This window comes from Burkholderia sp. SCN-KJ, assembly GCF_024656005.1.
GTDB lineage: Bacteria > Pseudomonadota > Gammaproteobacteria > Burkholderiales > Burkholderiaceae > Burkholderia.
On the sequence record NZ_JANKOG010000017.1, the window covers coordinates 89,883 to 104,964 of the forward strand.

Here is a 15,082-nt window from a genome sequence, read left to right on the forward strand (position 1 = left end):
TTTTTTTGGAATTCGATGCCAATGAAGCTTGACGCTATCGACCGCCGGATCCTGAGCGCGCTGCAGCGCGACGGCCGCATGCAGAACGTGGAACTCGCGCACGAGGTCGGGCTGTCGCCGTCGCCGTGCCTGCGGCGTGTGCGGCTGCTCGAAGAAGCGGGCGTGATCGAAAAATACGTGGCCGTGCTGAACCCGGCGAAGGTCGGCAAGGGGCTGACGATCTTCACGCGCGTGTGGCTGAAGGGGCAGGATGCGGAATCGGTGAACCGCTTCGCCGAGGCCGTCCAGCAGATGCCGGAAGTCGTCGAATGCCATCTGATGGCCGGCGACTGCGATTTCCTGCTGCGCGTCGTCGCGGCCGATATCGACGACTATCGGCGTTTCCAGATGGAATACCTCACGCGCATTCCCGGCGTGCTCAGCGTGAAGACCGACATTCCGATGCAGAAGGTCAAGCTCACGTCGGCACTGCCGACGTAACGTGCCGCGGGCGCGCGACGGCGATGCGGCGAATCGTCACCAGCCGGTGACGATCGGCCGATACACTGTCGGGACAAGCCGCTTCGCCGCGCACTGGCTGCATCGCGATGCGACTTCGATGCGCAAGCAACTAACGGTCAACCGCGAGGCGATCGACGAACACGCGCGCCGCGCGCGACGTGACCGGCCGATCGATGCGTTTTTCTTGTCGAGCCATTCATGCAGCCATTCAACGATCCGTGGAATTCGCTGGAAATCGTCAAGCTCGTGCTCGGTGTGCTGACGCCGTTGTCGGTCGCGTGCCTGGGCTGGCTCGTCGCGCGCCGGCTGAAGCGGCTCGAGCTCGTGCAGTGGACCAACCAGCGGCTGATCGAGAAGCGGCTCACGCTGTACGACACGGTCGCGCCGCAGCTCAATGCGCTGCTGTGCTTCTACACGTGGATCGGCTACTGGAAGGACATCTCGCCGGACGACGTGATCCGCGCGAAGCGCGAACTCGACCGCACGTTTCACATCTACCGCTACCTGTTCGACGACGACGTGTACGACGCGTATCACACGTTCATCCACGCGTTGTTCGAGATGCACACGGGGCCGGGGCGCGATGCGCGGATCCGTTCGCTGATCCAGTCGCCGGACGGCGACCGCAGCGTGCACGGCACGTATGAATGGAAGGCGGCGTGGTCCGAGCGGTTCTCGACCGCGAACGTGACGGACAAGGCCGACGTGGTGCAGTACTACACGCGGCTAATGGAGCGGCTGCGCGTGGCGCTGGGCGCGAATCGCTGACGATTGCGCACGCGTGCTGCGCGCCGGTACCGGAATTCGCTACCCGGCGGCGCGGAATGATTCCCTCACGCATGGCGCGGATGCGCGACGCGGCCGCGGCTGACATGCTCGTGCCATGTCCACTCGCGTGAGGTTCGCATGCATATCGACACGGGTTCCCGGCCGCTCATGGCTCGTCGGCAGGGTGCGTACCGGCGGCGCCTGTTCGCCCTCGGTACGGCCGATCGGGACACGATGCCGTTGCCGGCCGAAGCCGAGATCGGCGACATCGTTTTCATCCGCGTGACCGTGCGGCCGTTTCTCGAAGTGGCGAGTGCGACGCGCGCCTGGACGAATCACGTTGGGATCGTTATCGGCGAACGCGACGGCGAGCCGCTCGTCGCGGAAAGCACGTTTCCGCTGTCGCGCGTGACGACGATGTCGCGATTTCTCGCGCGCTCCGATCGCGGCGCGTGCGTGATCGCGCGGTTGAAGCGGCCGCTCGACGCGGCGCAGCGGCGCCGGCTCGTCGACGCGGCCATGCGGCGCATCGGCGTGGTGTACGACACGGGTTTCAATCTCGCGTCGCGCCGGCAGTTCTGCTCGCGGTTCGTGCGCGAAGTGGTGCACGATGCGACGCGGATCGTACTCGGCGATATCGAGACCTTCGACACGTTGCTGCGCCGCAACCCTGGTCATCCGCTCGGGTTCTGGAAGATCTGGTATTTCGGCCGGATTCCGTGGCAGCGCCGCACGGTGACGCCGGCGAGTGTGTTCGAGAGCCGTGAGTTGCGTGTGGTGGTGGATACGCGTGGACGCGATCCCGGGGCGCAGGAACTGCGTGGCTCGGAAGAGGCGGAAACCGGTGGCGCATCTGATTGCTGATGCGACATCGTCCGGGTTTTGAACAACCGTGGCGACGCGCCGGCCGCTCAACCAGCCGGTGCTCGGAACGAGGAATCAAGCGAACGAGATCACGAGTTTCTTGCCACAAGCTGCCGCGTACTTGCGCAGCGTATCGATGGACGGTGAATGCTGGCCCGTTGCGAGTGCGCGCTCGAGTCGCGTCACTGCCGGTGCTTTGGTGCCCATGCGCTGGGCTACATCGGCTTGCGACAGGCCGGCGTCTCGCCGAGCAGCCAGCATCACGTCGAGCAGTGCGAGTTCTTCGCGGTTCAGTCGTTCGTATTCGGCCCGCACCTCGGGGTCGGACAATGCACGCGCGCGCAGTTCCTTATACGTTGCCATCTTGAACCTCCTTGAGTCGGTAGCGCGCGATCTCCAGTTCTTTCCGGGGCGTCTTTTGCGTCTTCTTCACGAAGCAATGAAGCATGACGATACGCCGATCGACGATCGCGCAATAGAACACTCTGGCGATACCTTCGGCGCCCTTCAGTCGCATTTCGTACAGCCCGTTTCCCATTGACTGGGTGTGCGGCTCGCCAAGATTCGGGCCGTACTGCTCCATGCGATCAGCGAGCGCAAAAAAACGGGCAAGCAGCGTCGTCGGTAACGTGACGACCCCCGTCTCTACGCGCGCATTGAAGAATTGAATTTCGTACGCGTTAGCTGGCATGATAACAAATATGTTATGGTCGTGCAAGTGCGGAGTTCGCCCGCGACTGTGTACGCGGGCGGGCCTTCGGTGCGTTCGAAGCGTCGTTACGTCGCTCGGGGATTGCGGTCAGGAAGGGGGTGTTCGACGAGACTCGGATGGCCTGGATCGGGCGAGGTGTGCGATTCGGTATCGGCGCGGGTGGCGCACGTTGGAAGCTGCGGCGTGGAGAGGTCGATCATGGAAGTCCCTTTATGCCGGACACGCGTGAACGCGCGTGCAAGGGAGGTCAGTTTGGGAGCGAGCGTGGAGCGGGTCAATTGACCGGACGGCCGATGATTCGATGCGCCGGTACAGTCGATCGCCAATGGATTCGCTACTTTTCGGTGCGACGACGAACGCATGCCATGCGATCACGCGCGAATCAAGCGCACGCCACCGCGCCGATCACTGCTACCGGCAAGCCACCTGATAATCGATCACGGTATTCGCCGACGGCGTGTCCGGCTCGCCGCCGGCCGTCGTCACGCCGAGCACGCCGGCCGCGCTCCGATACCGCAGCGCGCAATACCCCATGCCGGTGCCCGAGCACGCTTCGGCTTCGATGATCCCGTGCTTCGCGAGCGTCGCCGCGCCGTCCATCGGATCCGGCTTCTCGTGCGGACGCAGCGGCTGCCAGCCACGCGAGATCAGAATATTGCGCGCCACGTCGAGCGGCTTGCCGTATACGTTGGGTACGACCGCACGGCCGCGACAGTACGTGCGTTGCGCCGCGACCGTGGTCAGCCGCAAGCCGCCATTTTCCTCGCGCAGCTCGGCGACGGGCGCCGACGGGCCGTCGCCGCCCCAGACCAGCAGCGCGCCGCTTTCCAGCTGCTCGACCGAGCCGAGCTGCCAGCCGGCCGAGCGTGCCGTATAGCCGAGCGCGACGAGCGTCGTGCCGTCGAAGACGCCGATGTTCGCGTTGCGCGCAAAACAGATCGCGCTCGTCCCCGGCTTGAACCCGCTCGCGAACGTGACGACCGTGTAGCGGCCGAGCGGTGCTTCCGAGGTCACGATCCAGCCGAGCTTCGCGACGTCGCGGCCAGCCGCGGTGGCGGTCTTCGCGCGATATTGCGCACAGAACGCGTCGAGCGTGCCGTGTTCCGGCGAGCGCGGCAGCGCGCCGAGCGCAACCAGGGACGCGCCGGCGATATCGGAGGCTGCACGCAGCGTCTCGGCCGATACCGCGCCGCCGGGCGCGACGCACGCGAGTACCGCGATCGATGCGATGCGGCGGGCAAACAGCGGGACAGTCATGCGACGCATGTGGATGGTCTCCGGGAAAGAACGGGGAGTCGCGATGATCGCGGTGTTCCGCGCAGGTGTCACGACGGCAAGCGGTGCACGAGACGGCGGCGTCAGTGCGCCGCTCCGTCCCGATGCAGCACCTTCTCGAACAGCGCCTGCGCGCGTTCGGCGGACATCCCGTTGTGGGAGACGCTCGGCTCGCCTTCGTGCCATTCGTCGCATTGCGCGCATGGAAACCGGAACGTGGCCATGCGTGACCTCGTCGGAACCGTGAGGTGTGGCGGTGACGGACGCGCGGTGAAGCGCGCGACGGGTGCGAGCCGCTGCGGCGCATCGGCCCGCAGCGTACCCGCCCGTCGCCAGGCGCTCAGGCCTTCGCGATCACGTCGATCCGCAGCGCTTCGCCGCCGTCGACGATCGCGAGCAGACGATCGACGTTCGGATGCGCGCCCGGGCGGTTGCGCGCGTCGGCGGTGTGCTCCGCGAACACGGCGAGGCCGTGTTCGGCAGCCTTCGAGTCGAGCGTGCCGAACGCCTGCTTCAGGTAGTTGTACACCGCGAGCGAGCCCTGCTTGCCGGGCTGGTTCTCGATGCTGGCGACCACGTCGCCGTTCGCGCCGACGAGATCGATGCGCGCGACGCCGTCGATGGCCGGCAGTTGCGCGAGGTTGTCCTTGAATACTGGGGTCGGTTGAATCACTGAAAACACTCCGTCGGTTCGATAAGGGGCGAGGCGGCCCGTATCTTAGCCGATCGGGCGTAGCGCTTCGCGCGGGCCGCCGCGCGTTATCGCCGGGCAACGTCCATCGACATGCCGGCCTCACGCGAGCGCTCGATGTCCGGGCTGCGATACGCGCGCTCGGGAATCTCGGCGAGCCACGACGTATGCACCTGATGCGGCGTGAGGCCATAGAACTTCTGGAAGCTCATGATCAGCGGCGACCACTTGTCCGGATCGATGCGATCGGGATGACCGTCCATCAGCAGATCCGGATGCACGTGCACACGCTGGATGCGTAGCTCGAATACGGTGATCTTTCCGCGCAGGTCGGGCGTGTCGTCGCCGATCCCGTGCGAGGCCGCGACGACGGCCTCCATGTGCACCGGGCATTCGAGCGCACGCGGCGGCGCGACGGTTTGCGACGCCCCCTCGGTGAGCCCGGCCGTGCCGAACTTGTCGGGTTCGAACACGTAACCTTTTGCCCGCTTCCCGTCGGGCACCGGATACGTGCCCGTCGTGCGCGCGATCCGGTCGACCACGTCCGCTTGCGCCGACGACGGCAGGTTCAGCACGCACTCACCGGCGCGCAGCAGGTTGCGGGTGGTCTGCGAACTGGCGGCGATGCCGATCACGCCGCGCCAGCCGAGCCAGAACGCGGACGAGATCGGTGCGAGATTGGCCGTGCCGTTTTCGTTCAGCGTGCTGACCAGCACGACGGGCGTGCCGAAATAGAGGATGTTCGGTTCGGTGACGCGATGCGGAGCATTCATGGTCGGCGCCTTCGTTGATGGATCGGTCCTCATGCTGATCCTGTCGCGGCGGCGCGGCGCTCCGAATCTTGTCATGTCATTCCGGCCGACGCACGCAGGTGGTGTACGCGTCGGCCGGAGCCCGCCGACATCGCGCGCGCTTTTCCGCTACAGTAGGAAATCGCAGGCCGAGCCCGCCGCACCACGCAGGCGCGCGCGGCCATGTTCCGCCAACGCTCACGAGGGCCTGATGGATACCGAGCAACGCTACACCGCCAATGCGCCGACGCGCGCGGAAGTCGACGCACTGGGCGGCGCAACCGTCATCGAATTCGGTGCGAACTGGTGCGGGATCTGCGCGAGTGCGCAGCCCGCGATCGTCGCGTCGTTTTCCGCGCATCCCGCCGTGCGTCACCTGAAGATCGAGGATGGCCCGGGCCGCCCGCTCGGCCGCTCGTTCGGCGTGAAGCTGTGGCCGACGCTGGTGTTCCTGCGCGACGGTGTCGAGGTTGCGCGCGTCGTGCGCCCGGCCGACGCGAAGCAGATCGAAGCCGACGGCTTCGCCGCATTCGCCTGAGGTCGACGTCATGCAACAGGCCATCACGCACATCGGCGTCGACACGCGCGGCAGCGGCCTCGTCGAGTTCACGCCGCAGGTGCGCGCATTCGTCGACCAGCAGACGATCCGCACCGGCCTGCTGACCGTGTTCTGCCGCCATACTTCCGCGTCGCTGCTGATCCAGGAGAACGCGGATCCGTCGGTGCAGCGCGACATCGAGCGCTATTTCGCGACGCTCGCGCCCGAGGACGACACGCGCTACGAGCACGACACCGAAGGGCCCGACGACATGCCCGCGCATCTGCGTACGGCGCTGACGCAGGTGCAGTTGTCGATCCCGGTCGAGCACGGACGCATGGTGCTCGGCACCTGGCAGGGCATCTACCTGTTCGAGCATCGCCGTGCCGCGCACCGCCGCGACATCGTGCTGCATCTGATCGGCGAATGAGTATCGACGGGTGACGCGGCGCAGGCGCACACGGTATCGCGGGCTTACGCGAGCAGCTTCTCGACGAGCGCGCCGAGTTCGCGCAGGTGGACAGGCTTCGGCAGGAATTCGTCGAATACCTGCTTGTTTTCGCGCAGCGCCGCCGACTCATACGCGCTGACGCCGAGGATCGCCGGATGGCGGCCGTCGTCGTCGGGTTGCGCCACCGCCCGAATGCGCCGCGCGACTTCGAAGCCGCTCAGGTCCGGCAGCTCGAGATCGAGCACGACGATGTCGTAGCGGCCGGTGCCGAAGCGTGCGACGCCTTCCTGTCCGGTGCCGCACAGATCGGCCTCGATGCCGAGCGCCGACAGCATCGCGCCGAGCGTTTCGCGTGCGTTGTCGTTGTCGTCGACCACCAGCGCGCGCCGGTCCCGGTGCTCGGTCGCGGGCGGCAGTGCGGGGGCATCCCCGGCCGCGTGCCCAGCCGTGTCGATGCCCGGCACTTCGGCCGGCAGCGTCACGACGAACTCGCTGCCTTCGCCCACCGTGCTGCGCACGTCCACATGCCCGCGCAGCGTCGTCACGATCTCGCGCACGACGGCGAGCCCCATGCCGATCCCGTCGACGTGCAGCCCGACCGCGTCGTTCGCGCGATAGAACGGCTCGAAGATCTTCGACAGGTGTTGTTTCGCGATGCCGGCGCCCGTGTCGCGCACGGCGATTTTCAATTGCTGGCCGGCCGGCGCGTCGGCGAGCGTGATCGACACGTCGATCGATCCGCCGGCCGTGTACTTGACCGAATTCTCGATCAGGTTCGACAGCACCTGACGCAACAGCTTGCGATCGGAGCGGATCGCGAGATCGCCAGGCTCGACCTGCTGCGCGACCGCGATCCGTTTGGCCGCGATCTTCGCGCGCAGCGGATCGAGCACTTCGGCGAGCAGCGATGCGATGCCGACCGTTTCGGTTTCGGCGAGGCGCTTGGTCGAGCGCAGCTTGATGTAATCGGTCAGGTCCTTGACCAGCGCTTCGAGCGACGATGCGGAATTCTGCAGTCGCCGGATCGTCTTCAGGTTCGCGTCGGATTGCGGCCGCGCGAGCAGGATCTCGATCGATCCGCAGACCGCCTGCAGCGGCGTGCGCAGTTCATGGCTGACCATCCCGAGGAACGCGTTCTTCGCCTCGATCATCTCGAACGCGCGATCCGATGCCTTGCGCTCCGCATCGAGCGCCGCGTTCTGTCGTTCGAGCAGGTCGTCGCGCGTGCGCATCGTATAGAACAGCAGCAGGAACAGCGCGCACAGGATCACGCCGAGGATGATGCCGAGCGATACGATCGCCTGCTGCTTTTCTCTCAGTTGATGGAACGTGAAGTCGCGCTGCGCCATCTCGATCGCACGGAAGTCGTTCGCGAGGCCGTTGACCTTCGGCCAGTACGTACTGACCTCGTCGATCACGCGCTGTGCGCCGCCCGGCGCGGTGCGCAGCAACGGCACTTCCTGCCGCAGGCGCGTCATGAATTCGCCGAGCGCCGCGATCTGGGCGCGGGCACGCGGGATGCGCAGCCAGTATTCGGACACCTCGGACGGCCGCTGCAGGAACCCGAACGACACCGAAAGGCTGTCGAGCTGCATCTGCACGTGGTCGAAGTCGTCGTCCACGTGCGTCGCGTAGAGGATCAGCTGGCGGTCGAAGCGCGTGTAGACGTTGCGGTATTGCGCGGCGGTCCAGAACACGCCTTCACGCGGTCCTTCGAGCACGCCCTCGTTGACCGACGTCGCGAGCAGGTCCCACAGCAGGAACGCCCATGCGGCGAATCCCAGGATCCACAGCGATCCCAGGACCAGGATGATTTTTCTGTTCTTCCACCGCCCGCGCTTCATGTCGCGCGCTTACTTCACGGTCAGGCCGATGATCTGCCACGCGAACTTGGCTTCGCCGAGCGGCGTCTTGAGCTCGTCGGGATACTGGTCGCGCGGATACATGATCCACAGCGGGCCGTAGTTGTCGTTGCCGAGCACCTTGCCGTTCATCGTGCGCGCGAGGATCACGCCGTACTTGTCGGCATCCGACACGGGGATCGTGAACGTGTATTCGTCGATGCAGCGGAACTCGATCTGCGTGCCGTGCGCGTCGACGGTCTTCAGCACGTCGGACAGGCGCGGGCCGGTGAAGGTCGCCTTCGGCGTCCAGCTCGTCGACGTGACGATCGTGTACTGCGGCAGCGCCATCAGCGCCTGCTCGGTAAAGACGAACATGGTCTTGCCGGGCTGGTTGCTGCGGCCGATCTTGCCGTCGACGGTGAACGTGAACGACGCGGCCCAGCTCGCGGCAGCGATGCCGAGCAGGCCGGCCGTGACGAGGCTTTTGATCCAGATGGTCGAAACGCGCATGTCTTTCCCTCGGTCGTGTGCGTGTGGTGGTGGGTTTTCGCCGTGTCTCAGCTCGCGGCGGCGGCCGTGGCGGACGGCAGCGTGATCTTCAGTTCGCGCGCGACTTCGGCGAACAGGATCGGCAGGCGCACCGGCTTTTCCTCGCAGCGCGCGTTGTAATGCGACACGATGTGCGCGATTTCGTCCTCGCTCGCCTCGCCGGTGGAGATCTTGCCGGTCAGCAGGAAGATCGGCGCGTCGCCGTTCTCGCTCGAGCGGATGCCGCGCACGAGCTCCGCGGCCGTCTGGTCGCCCAGCATCCAGTCGAGGATGTAGCCGTCGAAATCCTCGACTTCCAGCGCCTTGCGGAACGATGCGCCGTCGTAGTAAGGAATCGCGTTCACGCCTTTTTCGATGAAATATTCGCACACGGTTTCGGCGACGTCCTGCGAATCGTCGACCACCGCGATCCGCGCAGCGTGGACGGTCGGCTGGCTCGAGCGCAGTTCGATCACGTCGACCGGATAGAGGCGGCCTTCGCGTGCGTGCTGGCGTTCGGTGACGATCCATTCGCCCTGCCACTGCAGCGCGACGAAATCCGTTTCGATCTGGCTGCTGGCCTTCGCCGAGATCGCCGCGCGGCAGCGAAAGCGGCGCGACTCGATCACGAGCGTCGCGTCGATCATCTCGGCGGCGGCCGGCTGCGCGCCCTTGTCGTCGAGCAGGATCGCGGGCGGCACGCCGAAGTGCGTCGCGATGTCCTGCAACTGCGACAGGTTCCACGGGATCAGGCCTTTCATCTTGCGCGTGACGACCGAGAAACTGAGGCCCAGCACGTTCGCGATCGTGGTGTTGTGACTGCGCGGCGGAATGCCGTTGCGCGTCAGCAGATCGTGCACCTTGGTGGCGGTGATGAGATCGACGTTGGCCTGCTCGCTATTGGGCATCTCGAAGTGGTCTCCTGAGGTTGAGCGACGAAGAGCATATTCAAAAGTGACGCAATACGCAAACTTCGAAAATGCGAATCACCTTGACATGCCATTTTTCTCCATTATTATTGCTCACCACGTCACTATTGTTTGTCGCGTCATGTTTGGAGGCCGGTGTCGACACATTCGGCCCGGCGAAAAGCGGCAGCCAGCGCGTGACTGAACGATTCGAAGAGAGCCAGAGAGCCTGAGAGAGCCTTGGACTGCGTGTCGGCGTGGGTGAATTGTATTCGCCTCGCCGCGCGCAAGCCGGGTACGCGCTCGCGGGGTGGAATCGTGCGAAGCAATACGGCGCGAATAAGACGTGGGGAAAAAGCGCGAAATGGTTCGCCGGTTACTCGCACCGGAGTTGCTGTTGGCCGCGTGTGCGCGGGATCCGTCCGTCACCGGCAATACCGTGCGGATCTGCGATGACATAGGGTGTTTCGATCGCCCTGAAGTTTAGGTTTCCTATCAAAAGAAGGGCGATCCGGATGGCCGCGAGGATCCGCTCATCGTGTCGCTGAAGCAGGCCGCGAAGACTCAGCCGAAGCCCGCCTATGACCTCGAGTGATTTCCGCGGCGACGGCGTGTGCCAGGCCGCCGCGCGTCGGGTGTGTCGGCAGGCGGCCGGGACGCACCGCGCCGCGGCCTTTCGCGGCTTCGAATCTAGGTCAAGTTCTAAATGACGCTTCGATCGTAATTGACAAGTACGAAACGGTTCGGCCGGGGTGGACGCTCCCGCACGCGTTTGGCATTGTCGGAACTCATTTCACGTTTCCACTGGTGAGTTCCCGCAACATCGTGCGATCCGGATCGGCATCGTTCGGCGCCGCGGTGCTCGTCGCTCGTCATGCCGCAGAGTCCGCTTCAATCCCTGCGCCGCTATCTGAGCATTTCGGTGTTCGGTGGCGGCATCGTCGTTACGATCCTGGTCCTGATTGCATGCGGTCTCGGGATGGTGGCGATCATCTCGGGCCATGTCGAGGGCGAACGGCGCAACTACCTGAACGGGCTGGAGCAGACGCTCAACGAGATCCAGGTGAGCGAGACGTCGTTCCGCAACGGCGTCGCGAACGCGCAGCTGATCTGGCGCGAAGCCGATAGCGCGCCCGCGTCGGACGTCGACGCGTTCTTCCGCGACGGCCAGCGCGTCGCAGTCCGGCCGCATCCGTCGCTCGTGCTCGGCGTGCCCGGGCGAACCGGCGATCGCGCCGAGGTGGCGCGCTACCTGTCGCTGTCGGTGCTGCTGTCGCGCATCTGCGCGGCGAGTTCGATCAATCGCGGGCGCACGCTGGAGGGTTACCACTACAGCACGCGCACGGGCATGTTCGGGCTGGTGCCGAACCGGAATCCCGACGATCCCGCGCTGGCATCGCCCGACGCGCGCGCCCGCGTGCTCGATGCGCTGCACATCGATTTCGAGCGCGCGTATCCGCCGATCGTCGACGCCCGGCCACACGTGCGCTGGCTGCCGCCGTTCACCGATCCCGTGTCCGGGCAGCCGCGCATCCGGATCGCGGCCGAAGCGCGCGACAACGGCAGGACGTTCGCCGTGCTCGTGACCGAGTATTCCCCCGATTACCTGCTGTCGTGGCTGGCCGATTACCGCCCCGGCGGCGCGTTCTACATCACGACCGCCGACGGCCGGCTCGTCGCGATGGATCCTGTCGCGGGCGATGTGGGCAGCACCGCGCGCCTGCTGGAACTGGCGCCGTGGCGCAGTCGCGCGTCGTCGGGGGCCCCCGTGTTCCGCGACGGCTTCCTGCTGTTTCACGGCCGGCTCGAATCGACCGGCTGGACGTTCGCGTATGCGCTGTCGTGGGCCGACGTCGCGGCCGGCGTCGCGCGTTCGGCCGGCACGCTGCTGGCGGCAACGCTGCTGACGCTCGCCGTCATGTGGGGATTGCTGCTGCGTTTTCACCGACGCGAGTTCGCGCCGCTCTATGCGCGTTCGCAGCGCGTGTTCGACAGCGAGGCGCTGTGCCGCAGCGTGATCGAGATGGCGCCGATCGGGCTCGGGCTGATCGCGCGCGACGACGGACATTTCCTGCTCGCGAGCCCCGCGCTGAGGGAGATGGTCGCGCGGTTCGGCGGCGACTTTCACGCGCTGTCGAACCAGGTGGCCGCCGCGTGGCAGGCGCACGTCGCGAGCGGCGGCGACGGCGTGCTGCACGACGATCTCGTGCTGGGCGGCGGCGAGGACGCGCATCTGCACCTCGAATTCATCGCATGCGGCGCGCGCTATCAGGGGACGGACGTGCTGATTGCCGCGGTCGCGGACACGACCGCGAAGCATCAACTGATGCAGAAGCTCGAGGAGGCCGTGCGCGCGGCCGACTCGGCGAACGCCGCGAAATCGTCGTTTCTCGCGGCGACGAGTCATGAAATCCGCACGCCGCTGAACGTGATCCTCGGCAATCTCGAACTGCTCGAGCGCTCGGCGCTCGACGCGGTACAACATGGCCGGGTCGGCACGCTGCGCACGTCGGCGACGAGCCTGCTCGCGCTCGTCAACGACATTCTCGATTTTTCGAAGATCGAGGCCGGCGCGATGCAGGTCGAGTCGATCGAGTTCGACGCGATCGCGGCCGTCGCGCGCGAGTTGAGCGCGTTCGCGCCGATCGCGAAGGCGAAGGGGCTGCAACTGTTCTGCGAAGTCGACGCAGCCGACACGCAACCGATGCGCGGCGATCCGACGCGGTTCGCGCAGGTACTCGGCAACCTGCTGAACAATGCGATCAAGTTCACGAGCGCGGGCCGCGTGACCGTGCGCGTGGCGGTCGTCGAGGATGGCAAAGGCGCGCCGGGGTTGTCGGTCGCGATCGAGGACACGGGAATCGGCATCGCGGCCGAGCATCGGCACAAGCTGTTCAGCGCGTTCTCGCAGGTCGATTCGTCGATCACGCGGCGCTATGGCGGCACGGGGCTCGGGCTCGCGCTGTGCCAACGGCTCGTCGCGGCGATGGGCGGCCGCATCGAGGTGGCGAGCGAGCTGGGCGTCGGCAGTTGCTTCACGGTTCTTCTGCCGCTCGGCGTGGAGGTCGCCGCGTCGGGCAGGCCGGCTCGCACGCGTGCGCTGACGTTCGTCGCCGCCGATCCCGAGTGGCGTGCGTTCGCGTTGCCGCATCTGCGTGCGTGGGGATTCGACGTCGACGTGTACGACAGTCCGTCGCGCCTGCCGGCCGGCGTGGCCGGGCCGGTCGTGCTGTTCGGCGATCCCGATGCCTGGTCGCATGCGGAACTCGACCGCTTGCGCGGCTGCGCCCCGCTGATTCTCGCGACGCGCGACGGCCCGCTCGAACCGTACCGGACGGGCGGCACGGTGCGCGTGTCGAGCTATTCGCTCGGCGGGCTGCATGCGGCGCTGGCCGATGACGAGTCGTCGGGCGACGTTTCGTCGGGCCACGCCTCGCCGCCGAACGACCGCGCGATGCCGCTTGGCGGCGGCCGTGCATTGCGCGTGCTGGTCGCCGACGACGTCGCGGTCAACGGCTCGATCTTCCGCGAGCAGCTGCAGGCGCTCGGCTGCGCGGCGGCCGAGGTCGGGTCGGGGCGTGCCGCGCTCGAATCGCTGGCCGGCGGCGGCTGGGACGTGCTGCTGATCGGTGCCGACCTGCCCGACATGTGCGCCCACGTGCTGGCCGAGGCTGCGCGCAGCGCAGCCGGTTGCGACGTGCTGGTCGTGACGTCGCACCTGACGCCGGATGGTATGCGCCGCTGCGCGGCGGCCGGCGTGCGGCGCGTCCTGACGAAGCCCGTGACGCTCACGCATCTGCGCGCCGCGCTCGCGCAGCACGACAGCGCCGCGCCGTGGCTTCGGCGGCCTGCCGAGCGCGCGACGGCGCTGCGTGACGAATAAGCGGTCGTCGAGCAATCGACCGCCGTGAACGCGGCGAATGCCGCGACCGCCGCAAATGCGGCAAATGCCGCAAACGCGACAAACGCGACAAACGCGGGAAGCGCCTTGTCGCGGCCCGAAATGGAACAGGCAGGATGCCGGCGGACGCCGCACGGCACATTTCACATCAACCTAGGAGGGGAACGCCGTGCGTCACGCATGGAAGATATTCGCACTGCTGCTCGAGTTCGCCGCGCTTTCCGAGAAGGGCCGCCGGGAATTCCTGACGCTGATGAACGAGTTTCTGCTGATGTCGCCGGCCCAGAAACGACGCGCGATCAACGAATGGAAGAGCAGGACGGATGACAACTCGCCCGATCTGCCGGGCGATTCGGGCCGGCCGTAGCGCTTCCTCCTGCGGGCTGCGCGCCGTGACCTTGCCGCCGTGTCGCGCGCAACGGACCGACGTGCGTTCGATCCAGACGGAAGCGCTTCGGGAATTATCTTAAAATCGAGTCACTTTTTGTCCGGCGCGCCAATCACGGCCAGTCGTCGACGCGATGGTGCGAGCATGCTCGTCGTCGCGGCGGGAAACCGGATGCATGACTGCAAGCCTCGGGATACAGGAACATGGACGAATTCTTTGTGCGCGTGATGGTGGCCGACGATCATCCGGCGTCCGCGCTCGGCATGTCGCAGGCGCTTCAGGGCAACAGCACGATCCGGCTCGTCGGCACCGTATCGAATTCGACGGATCTGGTCGCCGCGCTCGATGCACAGCAGAGCGACGTGCTGGTGCTGGATTATGTGATGCCGGGCGGCAAGTACGGCGACGGCCTCGGGCTGCTGTCGTTCCTGCAGCGCCGCTTTCCCGCGCTGCATATCGTGACGATCACGATGATCGACAATCCGAGCGTGCTGTATGCGATTCACCGGCAGGGCGTGAGCTGCATCCTCAGCAAGTCCGACGCGATCTCGCACCTGATCGGCGCCGTGCATGCGGCCTATGTCGGCGCCAACTACATGTCGCCGCACGTCAAGCAGCTGCTGCAGGACATCGACACGACGCCGATCGCCCGTGCATTGACGACGCGCGAGATCGAGGTCGTGCGGTTGTTCTGCGCCGGCTACACGGTCGGCGAGATCGCCGCGCAGCTCCATCGCAGCAAGCAGACCATCAGCTCGCAGAAGTCGAGTGCGATGAAGAAGCTCGGCATCGTCCGCGATGCCGACCTGATTCGCTATGCCGACGAGGGGAAGCTCCCCGACCCGTCGACGTCGCCCGCGCCGGGCACACCGGGCGCGCACGAATAGCGTGGTCGGCCGGTCGCGCCGGCCACGCGCGGCAC

Annotated in this window: 17 protein-coding genes and 1 pseudogene; 9 read left to right on the forward strand and 9 right to left on the reverse strand. The window is 66.3% G+C overall.

From position 1 onward, the window contains the following. Positions 1-21: 21 nt before the first annotated feature. The 3 genes from NQV17_RS25590 (at position 22) to NQV17_RS25600 (ending at position 2,133) form a co-directional block, all read left to right on the forward strand. Positions 22-480, forward strand: a complete 459-nt coding sequence (locus NQV17_RS25590; RefSeq protein WP_006486309.1) for an Lrp/AsnC family transcriptional regulator — start codon at positions 22-24, stop codon at positions 478-480. Positions 481-699: 219 nt separating this feature from the next. Beyond that, entirely contained in the window at positions 700-1,269 is a 570-nt protein-coding gene (locus tag NQV17_RS25595) for a hypothetical protein (RefSeq protein ID WP_257774369.1), read from the forward strand. Positions 1,270-1,407: 138 nt separating this feature from the next. Beyond that, entirely contained in the window at positions 1,408-2,133 is a 726-nt protein-coding gene (locus NQV17_RS25600) for a YebB family permuted papain-like enzyme (protein ID WP_257774370.1), read from the forward strand. Between the two features lie 75 nt (positions 2,134-2,208). Here the strand turns inward: NQV17_RS25600 and NQV17_RS25605 are convergent, their stop codons facing one another. The 6 genes from NQV17_RS25605 to NQV17_RS25630 all read right to left on the reverse strand — a co-directional run bounded on the left by NQV17_RS25605 (position 2,209) and on the right by NQV17_RS25630 (position 5,584). Then, the gene (locus tag NQV17_RS25605; RefSeq protein ID WP_044845424.1) at positions 2,209-2,496 is read right to left on the reverse strand and encodes a helix-turn-helix transcriptional regulator; all 288 of its coding nucleotides are present in this window, start codon (positions 2,494-2,496) and stop codon (positions 2,209-2,211) included. Continuing rightward, complete coding sequence (locus NQV17_RS25610; RefSeq protein ID WP_044845423.1) at positions 2,483-2,824, reverse strand: type II toxin-antitoxin system RelE/ParE family toxin; 342 nt, start codon at positions 2,822-2,824, stop codon at positions 2,483-2,485. Before NQV17_RS25610 ends, NQV17_RS25605 begins: the two co-directional genes overlap by 14 nt. A gap of 432 nt (positions 2,825-3,256) precedes the next feature. Next, positions 3,257-4,111, reverse strand: a complete 855-nt coding sequence (locus NQV17_RS25615) for a hypothetical protein (RefSeq protein ID WP_374692747.1) — start codon at positions 4,109-4,111, stop codon at positions 3,257-3,259. A gap of 92 nt (positions 4,112-4,203) precedes the next feature. After that, positions 4,204-4,344 carry a hypothetical protein gene (locus NQV17_RS25620; protein WP_257774371.1) on the reverse strand — a complete coding sequence of 47 codons (141 nt, stop codon included), beginning with the start codon at positions 4,342-4,344 and terminating at the stop codon, positions 4,204-4,206. A gap of 116 nt (positions 4,345-4,460) precedes the next feature. After that, positions 4,461-4,793, reverse strand: coding sequence for a DUF2322 family protein (locus tag NQV17_RS25625; protein ID WP_257774372.1), 333 nt, complete (start codon positions 4,791-4,793; stop codon positions 4,461-4,463). 86 nt (positions 4,794-4,879) lie between these two features. Then, positions 4,880-5,584, reverse strand: coding sequence for a flavin reductase family protein (locus NQV17_RS25630; RefSeq protein WP_257774373.1), 705 nt, complete (start codon positions 5,582-5,584; stop codon positions 4,880-4,882). Positions 5,585-5,813: 229 nt separating this feature from the next. Here NQV17_RS25630 and NQV17_RS25635 point away from each other — a divergent pair, with 229 nt between their 5' ends. Continuing rightward, the gene (locus NQV17_RS25635) at positions 5,814-6,140 is read left to right on the forward strand and encodes a thioredoxin family protein (protein WP_257774374.1); all 327 of its coding nucleotides are present in this window, start codon (positions 5,814-5,816) and stop codon (positions 6,138-6,140) included. A 10-nt stretch (positions 6,141-6,150) separates the two neighbouring features. Further along, entirely contained in the window at positions 6,151-6,570 is a 420-nt protein-coding gene (locus NQV17_RS25640) for a secondary thiamine-phosphate synthase enzyme YjbQ (RefSeq protein ID WP_257774375.1), read from the forward strand. A 44-nt stretch (positions 6,571-6,614) separates the two neighbouring features. On the opposite strand, the gene atsR is transcribed toward NQV17_RS25640, so the two are convergent. The 3 genes from atsR to NQV17_RS25655 are packed head-to-tail and all read right to left on the reverse strand — an operon-like array spanning position 6,615 to position 9,871. Then, positions 6,615-8,435 (reverse strand): hybrid sensor histidine kinase/response regulator AtsR, encoded by a 1,821-nt coding sequence (gene atsR, locus NQV17_RS25645; RefSeq protein ID WP_257774376.1) that lies wholly within the window; start codon positions 8,433-8,435, stop codon positions 6,615-6,617. Positions 8,436-8,444: 9 nt separating this feature from the next. Beyond that, complete coding sequence (locus tag NQV17_RS25650; RefSeq protein WP_257774377.1) at positions 8,445-8,945, reverse strand: molybdopterin-dependent oxidoreductase; 501 nt, start codon at positions 8,943-8,945, stop codon at positions 8,445-8,447. A 47-nt stretch (positions 8,946-8,992) separates the two neighbouring features. Then, positions 8,993-9,871: a helix-turn-helix domain-containing protein gene (locus tag NQV17_RS25655; RefSeq protein ID WP_257774378.1), complete on the reverse strand. Its 879-nt coding sequence runs from the start codon at positions 9,869-9,871 to the stop codon at positions 8,993-8,995. 364 nt (positions 9,872-10,235) lie between these two features. On the opposite strand from NQV17_RS25655, the pseudogene NQV17_RS37955 reads away from it, so the two are divergent. From NQV17_RS37955 to NQV17_RS25670, 4 genes and pseudogenes are all read left to right on the forward strand, one after another. Continuing rightward, positions 10,236-10,460 (forward strand): annotated as a pseudogene (locus NQV17_RS37955) (sel1 repeat family protein); the annotation flags it as partial. 285 nt (positions 10,461-10,745) lie between these two features. Beyond that, positions 10,746-13,754, forward strand: a complete 3,009-nt coding sequence (locus tag NQV17_RS25660) for a hybrid sensor histidine kinase/response regulator (RefSeq protein WP_257774379.1) — start codon at positions 10,746-10,748, stop codon at positions 13,752-13,754. 187 nt (positions 13,755-13,941) lie between these two features. Next, the gene (locus NQV17_RS25665; RefSeq protein WP_257774380.1) at positions 13,942-14,139 is read left to right on the forward strand and encodes a hypothetical protein; all 198 of its coding nucleotides are present in this window, start codon (positions 13,942-13,944) and stop codon (positions 14,137-14,139) included. 224 nt (positions 14,140-14,363) lie between these two features. Further along, positions 14,364-15,047, forward strand: a complete 684-nt coding sequence (locus NQV17_RS25670; protein WP_257774381.1) for a response regulator — start codon at positions 14,364-14,366, stop codon at positions 15,045-15,047. Positions 15,048-15,082 lie beyond the last annotated feature (35 nt).